Below are 15,076 nucleotides of genomic sequence, written 5' to 3'. Positions count from 1 at the left end.
CGCGCCGCTGGCTCAGCGGGCGAGGGCCCGCCAGACGGCGCGCGCTTCGTCTTCCTTCCCCGCGGGCGCCGGTGGCAACGGCAGGCGGCATGGGCCGGTGGGCAAACCCAGTGTGCGCAGCATCACCTTCACGGACATGGAATACACGCTCTCGTCGTTGTTCACGAACCGGATGGAGGGGAGCAGTTCCGCGTGCACCGCGCGGGCGGCGGCATGGTCGCCGGCATGAAAGGCGTCCAGCATCCGGCGGAACCGCGGCGCGGTCCAATGCGTGGTGGTGCCCACCACGCCCACGGCGCCGCACGCCAGTAGCGGCAGCGTCATGGCGTCGTCGCCGCTGTACAAGTCGAAATGGCCGCCGCCTTCGGCGACGAGCGCGGCCGCCGCGGCGGGATCGCCGGTGGCGTCCTTGAACGCCAGCACGTTGGGCACTTCGCGGAACAGGCGCAGCAGCACGTCGTGCGCGACGCGCCGGCCGGTGCGGCCCGGCACGTCGTAGAGCATCACGGGCAGGTCGGTGGCGTCCGCGATGGCGCGGAAATGCGCCTCGATGCCGGCTTGCGGCGGCCGGCTGTAGTACGGGCCCACGGCCAGCACGCCGGCCGCGCCCAGGCCGCGCGCCCGGCGCGTCAGGGCCACGCTGTGCGCGGTGTCGTTGCTGGCGGTGCCCGCGACCACCGGCACCGTGACGGCTTCCGCCACCGCCGCTACCAGGTCGCACAGCTCGGTGTCGGTCAGCGTGGTCGCCTCGCCGGTCGTCCCGCCGATCACCAGGCCTTCGTTGCCGTGGTTCACCAGCCAACGGGCTACGGTGCGCGCGGCGTCCAGGTCCAGCCGGCCCTGCCCGTCGAACGGCGTGACCATGGCGCTCATCACGGCGCCGAAGTGCCGCGGCCTCATCGGGTGGTGCGGTAGGGTTCGTCCATCGCGACGAAGTCGCGCTCCGCCAGCGCATCGTCCATCCACGCTTTCACGCCCGGCAGCGCACACACGCGGCGGATGTAGTCGGTGACGTGGCCGGGCACCGGCAGCGAGTAATTGCGGATGCGCATGCACACCGGCGCGAAATAGGCGTCGGCGATGCCGAACTCGCCGAACAGCATGGGGCCCTTGTGCTGCTCCAGCAGTTCAGTCCACATCGCCACGATGCGCTGCACGTCGGCGCGCACGGCCGGCTGGTCGCGCCAGACGATGGCGCCGGCCTGCGCCAGCGAAGCCTCGATGTTCATCGGGCAGTGATTGCGCAGCGCGGCGAAGCCGGAATGCATCTCGGCGCACACGCTGCGCGCACGGGCGCGAGCCTTTCTGTCCTTCGGCCACAGCGCCTTGTCCGGGAACTTCTCGGCCAGGTACTCGGCGATGGCCAGCGTGTCCCACACGGCCAGGCCGTCGTCCGCCAGCACCGGCACCCGGCCTCCCGGGTTGACCTCGCCGATGACGCGCTTGAATTCGGAGTCGGCGCCGAACGAGTCGAACTTGACCATCACCTCCTCGAAAGGGATGCCGGCCTGCTTGAGCAGCACCCAGGGGCGCATGGACCAGGACGAATAGTTCTTGTTGCCGATGTAGAGCTTGAGCATGGAGCGACCTCTTCTGTGGACGGTCCCATGCTATCGGCGCGTCCGCGGCCGATTGATGCGAATTGGCGCGCCGATTGATGCGCCCGCTCAGTCCTCGCGCTGCTCCGGCAGCAGGATGCCGGTCGCCGCCTCGTGCTTGCGGTGGTGGCTGTCCAGGCGGCGCTCGATCGGCTTCAGCGCGGAGATGATGCCCAGCGTGAGCAGGGTGCTCAGCACGGCCAGGACCTCGCGGCCCAGGCCCGCCGCCACGCCGATGGCCGCCGTCATCCACATGCCCGCCGCGGTGGTCAGGCCGTAGATGTGCCCTTTCTCGCTTCCCTTCAGGATGGACCCCGCGCACAGGAAGCCGATGCCGGCCAGCAGCCCCTGCACCACGCGCGACATGCCGTCGCTGTCCAGGCCCGCCTCCACGGCGGCCACCACGAACATCGCCGAGCCCAGGGCCACCAGCATGTGCGTGCGAAGGCCCGCGGCCTTGTGCGAGAGTTCGCGCTCCAGGCCCAGCAGCCCGCCGAGCAGCGCCGCCATCAGCAGCCGCACCACGATGCGCGTGACCGAGGAGAGGTCGGCGATGCCCGAGAACTCGCTGGCCAGCGTGTCGGTGACGGCGTTCACGGCAGGTCGCGGTTCGGTTCCGGCATGCTGGCGTCGCGCGGGCCCACCATGCCCAGGCGCGCCTTCAGCGATTGCGGCTGGCCGGTGAGGATGGCCGCGTACATCGTGGTGTTGGCCAGCACCTTCTTCACGTAGTCGCGCGTCTCGCTGAAAGGCACGTTCTCGGCCCAGATGGCGGCGTCCAGCACCGGCCCGTTGCGCCAGTTGCGCGGCCGGCCCGGGCCGGCGTTGTAGGCCGCGGCGGCCAGTGCCATGGAGCCGCCGAAGTCGTCCAGCGCGAGCTTCAGGTAGCCGGTGCCGATGGCGATGTTGGTGTCGCGGTCGGTCAGCTGGTCGGGCGTGAAGCCGGCCATGCCCAGCTTGCGGGCCGTCCAGCGCGCGGTGGCGGGCATCACCTGCATCAGGCCGGAAGCGCCGACGCTGGAGCGCGCGTCCATCACGAAGCGGCTTTCCTGGCGGATCAGGCCGTAGACGTAGGCCGGGTCCAGCGAGATCTGCTGGGCGCGCCGCACCACCGTGTCGCGAAAGGGCATGGGGTAGCGCTGCTCGACATCGAACTCGATCTTCGTGCGGTCGCTGGTGTTGATGCAGCGGTCCCACACCTCGCGCTCGCACGCGAAGGCGGCGGCCGCCAGCAGTTCGCGGTCGGACAGGCCGCCCGCGCGCGCCAGGTTGGTGGCGTAGTTCCACTCGCGGTTGCCTTCGGGGCGCAGGCCCAGCGCGATGGCGTAGAGCGCGCGATTGAGCGAAGGATTGGCGCGGGCGGTCTCTTTTTCTTCCGGCGTCAGCGGCGCGGGCTTGGCCGGCACGGCGATCTTCTGGCCCAGGTCCTCCAGCGCCAGCTGCTCGTAGAAGCCGCGCGGCGAAGCGATGGACTGCAGCAGCTGCCGGGCCTCGGCCTTGTGCGACTCGCGGCCGGACGCGAGCAGCGCGCGCGCCTTCCAGTAAGTCCACGCGTTGTCGCGGCGGGCGTCGTCGCTCATCGCCTGGATGGCCGAGAGCAGCGGCTCCCACTGCGGACCGCGCGGGCTGCGCAGCGCCGCGCGCGCCTTCCACACCAGCATGTCGTCGCTGAGGTCGTGGTCGCGGGTGACCTTGGCGAAGGACGACAGCGCGTCGTCGTCCAGTTTCATCGCGGCCTGCTTGCCCAGCACACCCCAGACCCAGTTGCGTTCTTCCGCCGAGAGTTGCGGGCCCCACTTGTCTTCCAGCAGGCGCGCGGCGTTGTCCGGGTCGGTGCCGGCCATGCGGATCAGCGCCAGGCCGATCAACTCACGCCGCGTGCGCGAGGTGGCGCTGATGCGTTTGGTGAGGAACTTGGCGGGGCTGGCGACCATCTCGCGGAACTGCGGCAGCGCGTCGGGCGCGACCAGTTCGATGGCGGCTTCGGCGGCGCGCGGCCTGTTCACTTCCATCGACATGCGCGCCTTGCGCCAGGCGTCGGCCGTGGTGAGGCGGTTGCGCGGCGCGCCGTCGGCCAGCATGCGGCTGGCGGCCAGCGTGCAGGCGTCTTCGGCTTCGCGCTGGCCCAGCCACATGCGGCGCACGTCGTCGGCCAGCGACGGATCGGCGCCGGGCCCATCGCGCAGGAACTGCACCACCAGCGAGTAGCAGCGCACCTGCGGGTCGTCGTTCATGCGGTACTTCGCAAGCTCTTCGGCGAAAGGGAACCAGTCGCGGCGCTGGCCCAGGAGCAGCAGCCAGTCGTTGCGCAGGCGGTCTTCCTGGTAGGTGCCGGCATAGCGCTGGAAAAAATCCTGTACTTCGGCCGGCGCGGCGGTGTCCAGGCGCGAACGCAGCTCCCAGTACGCCCCCCAGGGTTCGAGGGCGTGCCCCCGCACCTGCGGCAGCAGGTTGGCCAGCTTCGCCTTGTCGCCCTTGCGGAAAGCCTGCGCCATCTCCACGATGGCGTCGTCCCCCCGGTTCTGTGCCTGCGCCGCGGCGCCTAGCGCGGCCAGGATCAATGCCAAAATCGCACGGAACTTCATCGGGAGATTATGAGCACGCCGGAGGACAAAAAATCCCTGCGACAGCGCCTGATCGAGGAGAGGCTGAATCTCCCCGACCGGCTGCGGCGCGCGGACCTGCTCCAGCGCGTCATGCGCATCTGGCTGGTGGGCCGCCCCGACACTGTCATCGGCGCCTATTGGCCGATCAAGGGCGAGTTCGACCCGCTGCCCGCCCTGCACCGGTGGAAGGAGGACGGCGAGCTCCTCGACCAGCCGCAGCTGCGACGAATTGGCTTGCCCGTGGTGGACAAGCTGCACAAGACGCTCAAATTTCACGCCTGGTACCCGGGCTGCCCGATGGAGGAGGATGCCTACGGCATCCCCAAGCCCAAGGACACCGAGGTGATCGTGCCCACGCTGCTGTTCGTGCCCTGCGTGGGCTACGGGCCGGGGGGCTTCCGCCTCGGCTACGGCGGCGGCTTCTACGACCGCACGCTGGCGAAGCTGGAGCCGAAGCCTTTCACGGTGGGACTGGGGTTCACGACAGGCTACGTCGACGACCTGGAGCCCGAGCCCCACGACGTGCCGCTGGATGCCATCCTGAACGACAACGGCGTGGTCTGGCCGATCCGATGACCCCGCAGGGGCGCTGCAGGGCCACTTCGTAATCGCGTAGCGATTTCGAAGTAAATCAATCAATGTTGTCGATGGTGTCCGGGTCGGGCACTTCGCCGATGGCCTGGCGCGTGGCCTTGCTTTGCGCCATCACCCAGTCGCAGAACGCCTTGATCTCCGGCCGCGACGCGCTGCGGGGGCCCATGATCAACCAATAGGCCATGGGCGAATCCATGCGCAGCCGGGACAGCGGCTCGATCAGCTCGCCGTTGGCCAGCGCTTCCGCCACCATCGGCAGGCGGGCCAGCACCACGCCCTGGCCGGTGAGCGCGGCCTGCACCATCTGGTACGCATAGTTGAAGTACAGCCAGCGCTTGGGCTGCAGGCGCGTGAGGTGCTGCTCGTCGAACCAGCGCCGCCACGTCAGCCATTCCAGGTGCGTGCGGTGCGCGTCGCCGGCCTCGATGAGCGCGAACTGCGCCAGGTCGGCCGGCTTCTTCACCGGCGTGCCGCTCTTGAGCAGCCAGGGACTGGCCACGGGCGTCAGCTGCTCGCCGAACAGCCGGATGGCCTTGGGCGGCATGTTGGCCACCGGGCCGTAGCGAAGTGCCAGGTCGACGTCGGCCAGTTCCAGGTCGAGCGAAGCGTCCGTCGCGTCGATGCGGATGTCGATCTCGGGGTTGTCGCGCTGGAACTGCTCCAGCCGCGGGATCAGCCACATGGACGCGAACGACGCGAACGTGGTGACCGACACGCTCTTGCGTCCGGCGCTCTGGCGGATCTGGCGCACGGCCGAATCGATGCGCGGCAGCGCGTGCGACACCGCCAGCAGCAACTGCTGGCCGGCGCTGGTGAGCTCCACCGCGCGCGTGTGGCGCAGGAACAGCGACACGCCCACTTCCTCTTCGAGCGATTGGATCTGGCGGCTGACGGCCGACTGCGTGAGCGCCATCTCCTCCGAAGCGGCGCGGAAGTTCAGGTGCCGGGCCACGGCCTCGAAGGCGCGCAGGTGGCCGGCCGAGATCGGCCGGCTGCGCAAATGGGTCTGTGAATGCATCATGGCGGAGGTCGGCCGTGGGGATGGGGATTGATGCGTAGTCGGAATGAATAGCCTAGCCGGATTTCATTGGACTGCCAATGCGGCAGCCCCGAAGATTCATTCGCCGAACCACCCCCAAGGAGAACGCCATGAACCCGCTCGCTCTGACGCAATCGCAACAATCCACGCCCAGCCTGCCCGGCACCTGGCGCCTGGAGGCCAAGCGCGCCGTCACGCTGCGCCCGCGGGAAGACGGCGTGCTGCGCATCGCGCACGGCCGCGTGTGGCTCACCTTCGACGGTCCCCATGCGGGCCCTGCCAACGACTCGGGCGACCGGGTGCTGGGGGCGGGCGAGCAGGTGACAGTGCGGGCGGGCCGGCGGGTCGTGCTCGAATCGTCCGAGAAGGGCGTGCCGGCCTATATCAGCTGGGACTTCGTCTCGCAGCTGCGCCCCGTGCGCACGCCGCGCCTGCAGGCCGTGGCCCAGTCCTGGCTCGACCTGCAGCTGGCCACCGGCCTGGGCCTGCGCGCCGCCTGGCGCCTGGGCGCCGCGCTGGCGGCGCTGGCCCTGGGCTCGCTGATGCCCCGGCCGGCCGCGCGCAACGAGTGCGCGGCGACCTGAGGGTCGCGAAAGCGGACTCCCTTACGCAGAGGACGCGGAGGTTTCGCAGAGGGCGCAGAGAAGGCAAAGAGATCGGGAAGGTTTTTCTCTGCGATCTCTGCGAAACCTCCGCGCACTCTGGGTAAGGGTGTCCGCATCCGTTTGCACCTCACAATCGCGGGGTGGCCCGACCCAAGTCGTCCCAGCACGAGATCAAGCGCGACGAGATCCTCGAGATCGCGGCGCAGTGCTTCGCCGAGCGCAGCTACTTCGCGGCCAGCATGAACGACATCGCCGCCGCCGGCGGCACGTCGAAGGCGCGCCTGTACCACTACTACGAGAGCAAGGAAGCCATCCTGTTCGACCTGCTGGACCGCCACACGCAGCGGCTCTTGGCGCTGATCGGGCAGGTTGAGGCGACCGCGCAGCGCGGCCGGCTGGACGACCGGGCCGCGCTGCATGAACTCATTCGCGCCTTCCTCGAGGAATACGAGACCAGCGCCACGCGCCACGCCGCGCTGCTGCACGACACCAAGTTCCTGGGCGACACCCAGCGCGACCTGATCCTCGACCGCCAGCGCGACGTGGTGTCGGCGGTCACCCGCTTCATCCGCCGCGCCTACCCGCAGCGCGTGGGCGATGCAAACCAGACGCCGGTAGCGATGATGCTGTTCGGCATGATCAACTGGACCTTCACCTGGCTGCGCCCCGGCGGCGGCAGCCTCTCGTACGGCGACTTCGCCGGGCAGGTGATCGAGGTCCTGGACCGGGGGCTGGCCGCATGACGCTGCACGTGGTGGTGATGGGCGTGTCGGGTTGCGGCAAGAGCGAGATCGGCGAGCGGCTGGCGAAGTCGCTGGGCCTGCCGCTGGTGGAAGGCGACAGCTTCCACCCGCCGGCCAACATCGAGAAGATGAGCCGCGGCGTGCCGCTGGACGACGACGACCGCGCCGGCTGGCTGGACACGCTGGGCCGCGAACTTGCGTCGCGGCCGCAGGGCGCGGTGCTCACTTGTTCCGCGCTGAAAAAGGCCTACCGCGATCGCCTGCGCGCCGCCGCGCCGGGGCTGCGTTTCGTGCACCTGGCGCTGACGCCGGCGCAGGCTCAGGCCCGCGTGGCCGCGCGCCGCGACCACTTCTACCCGCCCAGCCTGGTGGACAGCCAGTTCGCCGCGCTGCAGGACCCCGCCGGCGAGCCGGGCGTGGTGGTGGTGGATGCTTCGCGGCCGATCGAGGACGTGGTCGCGCTGGCGGCGGCCGGCCTGCGCTGAACAACTCCCGTTCGTTCAACAATGCGTAACGCGTTACGCTAAGTAGAATCGTGCGTTCGCGCCGCGACGGCGCGCAGGAGTCCAAGACGTGAGCAAAGCCTTCGCCAGCCAAGCCGACCTGGCCGACAAGAAGATCACTTTCGAGCAGCTTTCCCCGCACTGCTGGGCCTACACCGCCGAAGGCGACCCGAATTCGGGCGTGATCATCGGCGACAAGTTCATCATGGTCAGCGACGCCACCGCCACGCCGGCGATGGCCAAGGACCTGATCGCGCGCATCCGCACCGTCAGCGACAAGCCGATCAAGTACGTGCTGCTCACGCACTACCACGCGGTGCGCGTGCTCGGCGCCAGCGCCTATGCCGCCGAAGGCGCCACCGAGGTGATCGCCAGCCAGGGCACGTACGAGCTGATCGTCGAACGCGGCAAGGAAGACATGCAGTCGGAGATGGAGCGCTTCCCGCGCCTGTTCCGCAATGCCGAGAGCGTGCCCGGCCTCACGTGGCCCACCATGGTCATCGCCGGGGGCAACCCGGTGAAGGGCGAGGTGCCCGGCAAGCTGGTGCTGGACCTGGGTGGCGTGAAGGTGCAGGTGTGGCACCCGGGTCCCGGCCACACGCGCGGTGACACCATCGCGTGGGTGGAAGAAGAGAAGGTGCTGTTTTCCGGCGACTTGGTGGAGTACGAAGCCGGCGTCTACACCGGCGACGCCCACCTGGAAGAGTGGCCGGCCACGCTGGAGGCGTTGCGCGCGCTGAAAGCCGAAGCCATCGTGCCGGGCCGCGGCGAGGCGATGAAGGGCGCGGCGCAGGTGAACAAGGCGCTGGACTACACCAAGCGCTGGGTGGAGACGCTCTACACCGCCGCCAAGGAAGCCGCCGCCGCCAACATGGACCTCAAGGCCAGCATGGCGCACACGCGCAAGAGCATGGACCCCGTGTTCGGCCACGTGTTCATCTACGAGCACTGCCTGCCGTTCGACGTCAGCCGTGCCTACGACGAAGCGCGCGGCATCAAGAACCCGCGCATCTGGACGGCCGAGCGCGACAAGGAAATGTGGGGCCAGCTGCAGTAGGGTTGTCGGACGGCTCCGACAGCGCACTCGGCGCCCGCTGACGCCGCCGCGCTGTCGGGCTGCCTAAGCTGGTGGGTCCACAGGAGCACCAGGATGAACCGCAGTACCTCCAAGCAGCAACAGCCCCAAGGCGACAGCATCGCCCGGCAGCAGCAGATGTCGGGCTCCGACGAATTCCAGAAGCAGGGCCGCCCGGCCGCCCGGCAACAGGGCAGCGGCCAGCCGCAGCAGATGGGCGAGGGCAGCTACGAAGGCTCGCGCGACTACAAGGAACGCACCGAGCGCTACCTGAAGTCGCACGACGTGAAGAAGGACGCCGAGGCCGCGCAGCCCAAGTCCGAACAGGAAGCGAGCGAGATGAAGGCCGCCGAGGAAGAGGGCAAGTCCCACTCCAAAGCCAAAGGCGAATAAGCCTCAGTCCGGCACGCTGCGCGCCGCCGCCAGCGTGCCGGCGGCCAGCGTGCCCAGCAGCACGGCCAGCCCCACGATGCCGCCGTACTGCAGCGCGGCGCCGCTGGCCAGCGGGCCCACCGTCGCCCCGCCCGTGTAGCCGGTGATCATCGCGGCCGCGCCGCCCGCCGTCGCGCGGCCCTGGAAGGTGTGCGCGACTTCCACCATGGTGAGCGTGTACAGCGCGCCGCCCACGCCGCCCCACACCAGCCCCACCGCCCACAGCAGCCAGGGCGCTTGCGGCGACAGCGCGAACGCGCCGCTGGCCGCGAGCAGCAGCAGTCCCGCGCTGGTGAAGATGCCGCGCATGGTGAAGCGGTCGGCCAGCAGGCCGGCGGGGTACTGGCACAGGAAGCTGCCGACGCCGATGGCGCCCGCGACACTGGCCGCCATCGCCAGGCTGAGGCCCGAGGCGGAGGCGTTCGCGGCGCTGACGGAGCCCAGGCCCGCTTCGAACACGCCGCCGCTGAACGCGATCAGCACCAGCAATGGCACTGTCCGCAACGCTTCCCACGTGCCCGCCTGCCCCGGCGGCGGTTCGATCGCCGAGCGCGACGGGATCGCCGCGGCGATGGCGCAGCAAGCCACCACGATCGCGGCACTGGCCCACAGCATCGCGTGTGCGCTCCAGCCCAGCACGCCCGGCGCGAACGGCCCGAGCGCGAGCGACGCGCCCAGCGCCGTCTGGTAAAGGCCCATTACGCGGCCGCGCTGGTCCGGCGGCGCTTCGCGCGCGAGCAGCGCTTCGGTGGAGTTCCACAGCGCCGCGGCGCCGATGCCGCTGAGCACGGAGCCGGCGCACCACGCCAGCCAGTGGTCGGTCACCGCGTAGAGCAGCGCGCCGGCGAGGTTGAACACGCAGCCCGCGCGGTAGGTGCGCACGACGCCCAGGCGCGCGATGACGCGCGGCACGAAAGGCATCAGCAGCCCCACCATCAGGAACGGGATCATCGCGAATGCACCGACGGCGCTGGTGCTGGCGCCGGCCTGCTGCAGGCTGACGGCCAGCACCGGGCCGGCCATCGCGAAAGCCAGCACGATCAAGGTGGTGGACGCCGCGAAGCGCCACACCAGCGGCATCGAGGAGCCGGGCGCGAGAGCCGTCATCGGCCTTCGGCCAGTTCCATCAGGTCGCGTTGCCAGGCCCGCAGCCGCCGCGCCGCGAAGTCCCGCTGCGCGGGCGTGGTGCCGTTGTGCACGGCGGCGGCGGTGCGGCAGGTCTCCTGCCGCAGGGTGTCGACGTGGGCGCGGTACTCGGGGTCGGCGGGCTGCAGGACGCGGTCCACCACCCGCGCCACGGCCATCCTGGCTCCGGCCAGCGGCACCGGCTGGGTGGCCAGCCGCCGCAGCACGTCCAGGATCTCCTGCTGCTGGCGCGTGCGCTCGGCCAGCACCAGCGCCGGGCTGTAAGCCGAGGTTTTCAGCAGCTCGCGCAGCCGCGACTGCTGGTCGCTGCCCAGGCTGCCGTACACCATCTCGGAGCGCTCGACCACCAGCTTCAGCCGCTTGTCCAGCAGCTCTTCCGGCGGCAGGCGCACCCAGTCGGCGCGGTACTCGCGGTTCTTCCGCGCGAACTTCTTCTCCAGGTGCTGCAGCTGCGGCGCCGTCAGCAGCACGGCGTTGGCGGCCACCATGGGCTCGGCCCGCTCGCGCAGCGCCGCCAGGCGTTCGCGCAGTTCCGGCTCCAGCGCGCAAACCTGCTCGGGCGTGACGTCCCCCATGGCCATCTTCTCGGCCTTCTGCAACAGGTGCATGAACCGCGGCAGCTCCTGCTTGCGATGCCAGTCGTGCAGCCGCGCCAGGTCCTCGCGCACGCGGTGCGACTGCGCGTCGTCGAAGTCCACGTAACCGTCGAGCCACCAGTACGCGATCTGGGGCAGGTTGGCGTAGGCGAGCTTGATCGCGCTGCACCCGCAGAGCGCCCCGCTGAGGCTGAGCAGGCCGATAATTGCGGCGAATCGCGCGAGACGAAGGAAAGACATGACAGTTGTAGACGTGGTCATCATGGCGGCGGGCAAGGGCACGCGCATGAAGAGCCGCCGGCCCAAAGTGTTGCATCGTTTGGCCGGCCGTGGGCTGGTCGACCATGTGATCGATTGCGCCATGGCCCTGGACGCGCGCCGCATCGTCGTCATCACCGGCCACGGCGCGGAAGAGGTGGAATCGGCGGTGCGCGGCAGCTTCGCCGGCGCCAGGGTCGTGCCCACGTTCGTGCGGCAGGAACCGCAGCTGGGCACCGGCCACGCGGTGCAGCAGGCCGTGCCGCAGTTGCCCGACGACGGTGTGGCGCTGATCCTCAACGGCGACGTGCCGCTGATCCGCCCCGGGACGCTGCAGCCGCTGGTGGATGCATGCGCCGGCGGCAAGCTGGCGCTGCTGAGCGTGGAGATGCCCGATCCCACCGGCTACGGCCGCATCGTGCGCGACGGCTCGCACGTGCGGGCCATCGTCGAGCACAAGGACGCCAGCGAGGCGCAGCGCGCCATCCGTGAGGTCTACACCGGCTTCATGGCGTTACCCAACGCGCTGCTCAAGCGCTGGCTGGCCCGGCTGACCAACGACAACGTCCAGGGCGAGTACTACCTCACCGACGTGGTGAAGCACGCGGTGGCCGACGGCGTGGAAGTGGTCGCCATCGCCTGCCCCGACCGCGTGCAGGTCGACGGCGTGAACAGCCCGCTGCAATTGGCCGAGCTGGAGCGCGCGTTCCAGCTGCGCAATGCGCGCGAGCTGATGGAGGCCGGCGTGCGGCTGGCCGACCCGGCGCGCATCGACGTGCGAGGCACGCTGCAATGCGGACAGGACGTGGAGATCGACGTCAACTGCGTGTTCGAAGGCCGCGTGACGCTGGGTGACGGCGTGCGCATCGGGCCGAACTGCGTCATCCGCAACACCGCCATCGAGGCCGGCGCCCACATCCTGGGCTTCACGCATTTCGACGGCGAGAAAGCCGGCGTGACGGTGGGCGAGGGTGCGCAGGTCGGTCCGTTCGCCCGGCTGCGGCCCGGCGCGAAACTGGGCCCCGACGTGCACATCGGCAACTTCGTCGAAGTGAAGAACTCGACGATGGCGCGCGGCGCCAAAGCCAACCACCTTGCCTACCTGGGCGACGCCGAGGTGGGCGAACGCGTCAACTACGGCGCGGGGTCCATCACCGCCAACTACGACGGCGCCAACAAGCACAAGACGGTGCTGGAAGACGACGTGCACATCGGCAGCAACTGCGTGCTGGTGGCGCCGGTGCGCATCGGCAAGGGCGGCACCGTGGGCGGCGGCTCGACCGTGACCAAGAACACCGAACCGGGAGCCCTGACGGTGGCGCGCGGCAAGCAGGTGAGCATCTCCGGCTGGCAGCGGCCAAAGAAGGCGCCCAAGTAAGGATCAGCCGCGCGGCGGCTTGGGCAGCGCGATGCGCGGATCGAACTTCGCGCGCCGCACCGCGAAGAAAGCCTTCACGTTGCGCACGTTCGCGTCGGCCGTGAACAGCCGCTGCGCGACCGCCAGGTAGCCCGGCATGTCGGGCGCCTGCACCACCAGGATGAAGTCGGGTCCCGGCGAGACGCGGTAGCACTGCTGCACCGCCTCGTCGGCCACCATGCGCGACTCGAAGGCAACCATGGCTTCGTTGTCCTGCCGGTCCAGCGTGATCTCGACGATGGCGTCGATGCCGTGGCCGGTGATGGGCGCGAGACGGTCGCGCGCCAGGATGGCCACCTGCCGCTCGATCAGGCCGGCTTCCTGCAGGCGCTTCACGCGCCGCAGGCAAGTGGGCGGCGAGATGTGCACCTTGGCCGCCAGGTCCTGGTTGGTGAGCGCAGCGTCCTGCTGAAGCTGGCTCAGGAGGGCCAGGTCGGTGGCGTCTAGCGCAACTTGATTCATATTTTATGTTGAGAATCGGAATAATATTCCATAACTCTAATGAGTGGAACGAATATTCCGAATTAAATTCAATTTAGCCATCTTATTTCATGGAGGCTGACCTACAGTCGCGGCCATTCCAAGGAGCAACTCCCATGTGCGGCATCGTCGGCGCGGTCTCCACCCGCAACATCGTTCCCATCCTCGTCCAGGGCCTGCAGCGGCTGGAATACCGCGGCTACGACTCATGCGGCGTGGCCGTTTACGAAGACGGCTTGCGGCGGGCCCGCAGCGTTTCGCGCGTGGCCGAGCTGGTGACGCAGGTGGAGCGCGAAGGCATCGAAGGCACCACCGGCATCGCGCACACGCGCTGGGCCACGCACGGCGCGCCGGCGGTGCACAACGCGCACCCGCATTTCAGCCACGGCCCCGGTGAAGGCGCGGCCGACCGCCCCGGCCGCGTGGCGCTGGTGCACAACGGCATCATCGAGAACCACGACGAGCTGCGCGCGCAGCTGAAGGCCAAGGGCTACCAGTTCCACAGCCAGACCGACACCGAGGTGATCTCGCACCTGGTGGACAGCCTGTACGAAGGCGACCTGTTCGAGGCGGTGAAGGCCGCCGTGCGCAAACTGCACGGCGCGTATGCCATCGCCGTCTTCTGCAAGGACGAACCGCTGCGCGTGGTGGGCGCGCGCGCGGGCTCGCCGCTGATCCTGGGCGTCGGCAAGGAAGGCGGCGAGAACTTCCTGGCCAGCGACGCGATGGCGCTGGCCGGCGTCACCGACCAGATCGTTTACCTGGAAGAAGGCGACGTGGTCGACCTGCAGCTGGGCAAGTACTGGGTCGAGGACCGTTCGCACAAGCCGGTGACGCGCCCCGTGAAGACCGTGCAGGCGCACAGCGGCGCTGCCGAACTGGGCCCGTACCGCCATTACATGCAGAAGGAGATTTTCGAGCAGCCGCGCGCCATTGCCGACACGCTGGAAGGCGTGCAGGCCGTGGTGCCGGAGCTGTTCGGCGACGGCGCGCACCGCGTGTTCCAGGACATCGACTCGGTGCTGATCCTCGCTTGCGGCACCAGCTACTACAGCGGCTGCACCGCCAAGTACTGGCTGGAAGGCATCGCGAAGATCCCGACGCAGGTGGAGATCGCCAGCGAGTACCGCTACCGCGAATCGGTGCCCAACCCGCGCACGCTGGTGGTGACCATCAGCCAGTCGGGCGAGACGGCCGACACGCTGGCCGCGCTGCGCCACGCGCGCGAACTGGGCATGGAACACACGCTGACGGTGTGCAACGTGTCCACGTCGGCGATGGTGCGCGAATGCAAGCTGGCCTACATCACGCGCGCGGGCGTGGAGATCGGCGTGGCTTCGACCAAGGCTTTCACCACGCAGCTGGCCGCGCTGTTCCTGCTGGCGCTGTCGCTGGCCGAGGTGAAGGGCCGCGTCACCGAATCGCAGGTGGCGTCGCACCTGAAGTCCATGCGCCACCTGCCCGCCGCGCTGTCGTCGGTGCTGGCCCTGGAGCCGCAGATCATCGGCTGGGCCGAGCAGTTCGCGGGCAAGGAGAACGCGCTGTTCCTGGGCCGCGGCCTGCACTACCCGATCGCGCTGGAAGGCGCGCTCAAGCTCAAGGAGATCACCTACATCCATGCCGAGGCCTACGCCGCCGGCGAGCTGAAGCACGGCCCGCTGGCGCTGGTGACTTCGCAGATGCCCGTGGTGACCGTCGCGCCCAACGACACGTTGCTGGAAAAGCTCAAGAGCAACATGCAGGAAGTGCGCGCGCGCGGCGGCGTGCTGTACGTGCTGGCCGACTCCGACACCCGCATCGAGAGCGAGGACGGCATCAACGTCATCCGCATGCCGGAGCATTACGGTCCGCTCAGCCCGCTGCTGCACGTCGTGCCGCTGCAGCTGCTGGCGTATCACACGGCGTGCGCGCGTGGGACCGACGTCGACAAGCCGCGAAACCTGGCGAAGAGCGTCACCGTCGAGTGAACCCGGTCCGGAAGGCC

16 protein-coding genes are annotated in these 15,076 nt (G+C 69.4%); 8 read left to right on the top strand and 8 right to left on the bottom strand.

The window, feature by feature from the left end; translation table 11 throughout:
* Positions 1 to 12: 12 nt before the first annotated feature.
* The 4 genes from dapA to EZ216_RS15965 form a co-directional block, all read right to left on the bottom strand.
* The gene (dapA, locus tag EZ216_RS15980) at positions 13 to 873 is read right to left on the bottom strand and encodes a 4-hydroxy-tetrahydrodipicolinate synthase (protein ID WP_239024409.1); all 861 of its coding nucleotides are present in this window, start codon (positions 871 to 873) and stop codon (positions 13 to 15) included.
* A 23-nt stretch (positions 874 to 896) separates the two neighbouring features.
* Positions 897 to 1,580: a glutathione S-transferase family protein gene (locus EZ216_RS15975; RefSeq protein ID WP_135250776.1), complete on the bottom strand. Its 684-nt coding sequence runs from the start codon at positions 1,578 to 1,580 to the stop codon at positions 897 to 899.
* A gap of 87 nt (positions 1,581 to 1,667) precedes the next feature.
* On the bottom strand, positions 1,668 to 2,195 hold the full coding sequence (locus EZ216_RS15970) for an MgtC/SapB family protein (RefSeq protein ID WP_239024408.1): 528 nt from the start codon (positions 2,193 to 2,195) through the stop codon (positions 1,668 to 1,670).
* On the bottom strand, positions 2,192 to 4,183 hold the full coding sequence (locus EZ216_RS15965) for a lytic transglycosylase domain-containing protein (protein ID WP_135250775.1): 1,992 nt from the start codon (positions 4,181 to 4,183) through the stop codon (positions 2,192 to 2,194). Before EZ216_RS15965 ends, EZ216_RS15970 begins: the two co-directional genes overlap by 4 nt.
* A 9-nt stretch (positions 4,184 to 4,192) precedes the next feature.
* On the opposite strand from EZ216_RS15965, the gene EZ216_RS15960 reads away from it, so the two are divergent.
* Entirely contained in the window at positions 4,193 to 4,780 is a 588-nt protein-coding gene (locus tag EZ216_RS15960; RefSeq protein ID WP_135250774.1) for a 5-formyltetrahydrofolate cyclo-ligase, read from the top strand.
* A gap of 55 nt (positions 4,781 to 4,835) precedes the next feature.
* Here the strand turns inward: EZ216_RS15960 and EZ216_RS15955 are convergent, their stop codons facing one another.
* The gene (locus EZ216_RS15955) at positions 4,836 to 5,819 is read right to left on the bottom strand and encodes a LysR substrate-binding domain-containing protein (RefSeq protein ID WP_135250773.1); all 984 of its coding nucleotides are present in this window, start codon (positions 5,817 to 5,819) and stop codon (positions 4,836 to 4,838) included.
* Between the two features lie 128 nt (positions 5,820 to 5,947).
* Between EZ216_RS15955 and EZ216_RS15950 the strand changes: the two genes are divergently transcribed.
* From EZ216_RS15950 to EZ216_RS15930, 5 genes are all read left to right on the top strand, one after another.
* Complete coding sequence (locus EZ216_RS15950) at positions 5,948 to 6,421, top strand: DUF2917 domain-containing protein (protein ID WP_167772937.1); 474 nt, start codon at positions 5,948 to 5,950, stop codon at positions 6,419 to 6,421.
* A gap of 161 nt (positions 6,422 to 6,582) precedes the next feature.
* On the top strand, positions 6,583 to 7,185 hold the full coding sequence (locus tag EZ216_RS15945) for a TetR/AcrR family transcriptional regulator (RefSeq protein WP_135250771.1): 603 nt from the start codon (positions 6,583 to 6,585) through the stop codon (positions 7,183 to 7,185).
* Positions 7,182 to 7,670 (top strand): gluconokinase, encoded by a 489-nt coding sequence (locus tag EZ216_RS15940; protein WP_135250770.1) that lies wholly within the window; start codon positions 7,182 to 7,184, stop codon positions 7,668 to 7,670. The genes EZ216_RS15945 and EZ216_RS15940 overlap by 4 nt, the downstream gene beginning before the upstream one ends.
* Positions 7,671 to 7,758: 88 nt before the next feature.
* A complete protein-coding gene (locus EZ216_RS15935) occupies positions 7,759 to 8,745 on the top strand; it encodes an MBL fold metallo-hydrolase (protein WP_135250769.1) in 987 nt (328 codons plus the stop codon).
* Between the two features lie 93 nt (positions 8,746 to 8,838).
* A complete protein-coding gene (locus tag EZ216_RS15930; protein ID WP_135250768.1) occupies positions 8,839 to 9,156 on the top strand; it encodes a hypothetical protein in 318 nt (105 codons plus the stop codon).
* Between the two features lie 3 nt (positions 9,157 to 9,159).
* Here EZ216_RS15930 and EZ216_RS15925 read toward each other — a convergent pair whose 3' ends face one another.
* Both EZ216_RS15925 and EZ216_RS15920 read right to left on the bottom strand, forming a co-directional pair.
* Complete coding sequence (locus EZ216_RS15925; RefSeq protein WP_135250767.1) at positions 9,160 to 10,302, bottom strand: MFS transporter; 1,143 nt, start codon at positions 10,300 to 10,302, stop codon at positions 9,160 to 9,162.
* Positions 10,299 to 11,177 carry a DUF6279 family lipoprotein gene (locus EZ216_RS15920; protein ID WP_135250766.1) on the bottom strand — a complete coding sequence of 293 codons (879 nt, stop codon included), beginning with the start codon at positions 11,175 to 11,177 and terminating at the stop codon, positions 10,299 to 10,301. Before EZ216_RS15920 ends, EZ216_RS15925 begins: the two co-directional genes overlap by 4 nt.
* Between EZ216_RS15920 and glmU the strand changes: the two genes are divergently transcribed.
* Positions 11,176 to 12,573: a bifunctional UDP-N-acetylglucosamine diphosphorylase/glucosamine-1-phosphate N-acetyltransferase GlmU gene (gene glmU, locus EZ216_RS15915; protein ID WP_135250765.1), complete on the top strand. Its 1,398-nt coding sequence runs from the start codon at positions 11,176 to 11,178 to the stop codon at positions 12,571 to 12,573. The genes EZ216_RS15920 and glmU overlap by 2 nt on opposite strands.
* A gap of 3 nt (positions 12,574 to 12,576) precedes the next feature.
* Here the strand turns inward: glmU and EZ216_RS15910 are convergent, their stop codons facing one another.
* A complete protein-coding gene (locus EZ216_RS15910) occupies positions 12,577 to 13,074 on the bottom strand; it encodes an Lrp/AsnC family transcriptional regulator (protein WP_135250764.1) in 498 nt (165 codons plus the stop codon).
* A gap of 134 nt (positions 13,075 to 13,208) precedes the next feature.
* Here EZ216_RS15910 and glmS point away from each other — a divergent pair, with 134 nt between their 5' ends.
* Positions 13,209 to 15,059, top strand: a complete 1,851-nt coding sequence (gene glmS / locus EZ216_RS15905; RefSeq protein WP_135250763.1) for a glutamine--fructose-6-phosphate transaminase (isomerizing) — start codon at positions 13,209 to 13,211, stop codon at positions 15,057 to 15,059.
* The last annotated feature ends 17 nt before the right edge of the window (positions 15,060 to 15,076 follow it).

This window comes from Ramlibacter humi (genome assembly GCF_004681975.1).
Taxonomy (GTDB): domain Bacteria; phylum Pseudomonadota; class Gammaproteobacteria; order Burkholderiales; family Burkholderiaceae_C; genus Ramlibacter; species Ramlibacter humi.
Note: the sequence above shows the minus strand (reverse complement) of the source record. Positions and strands in the feature narration are given on the sequence as shown.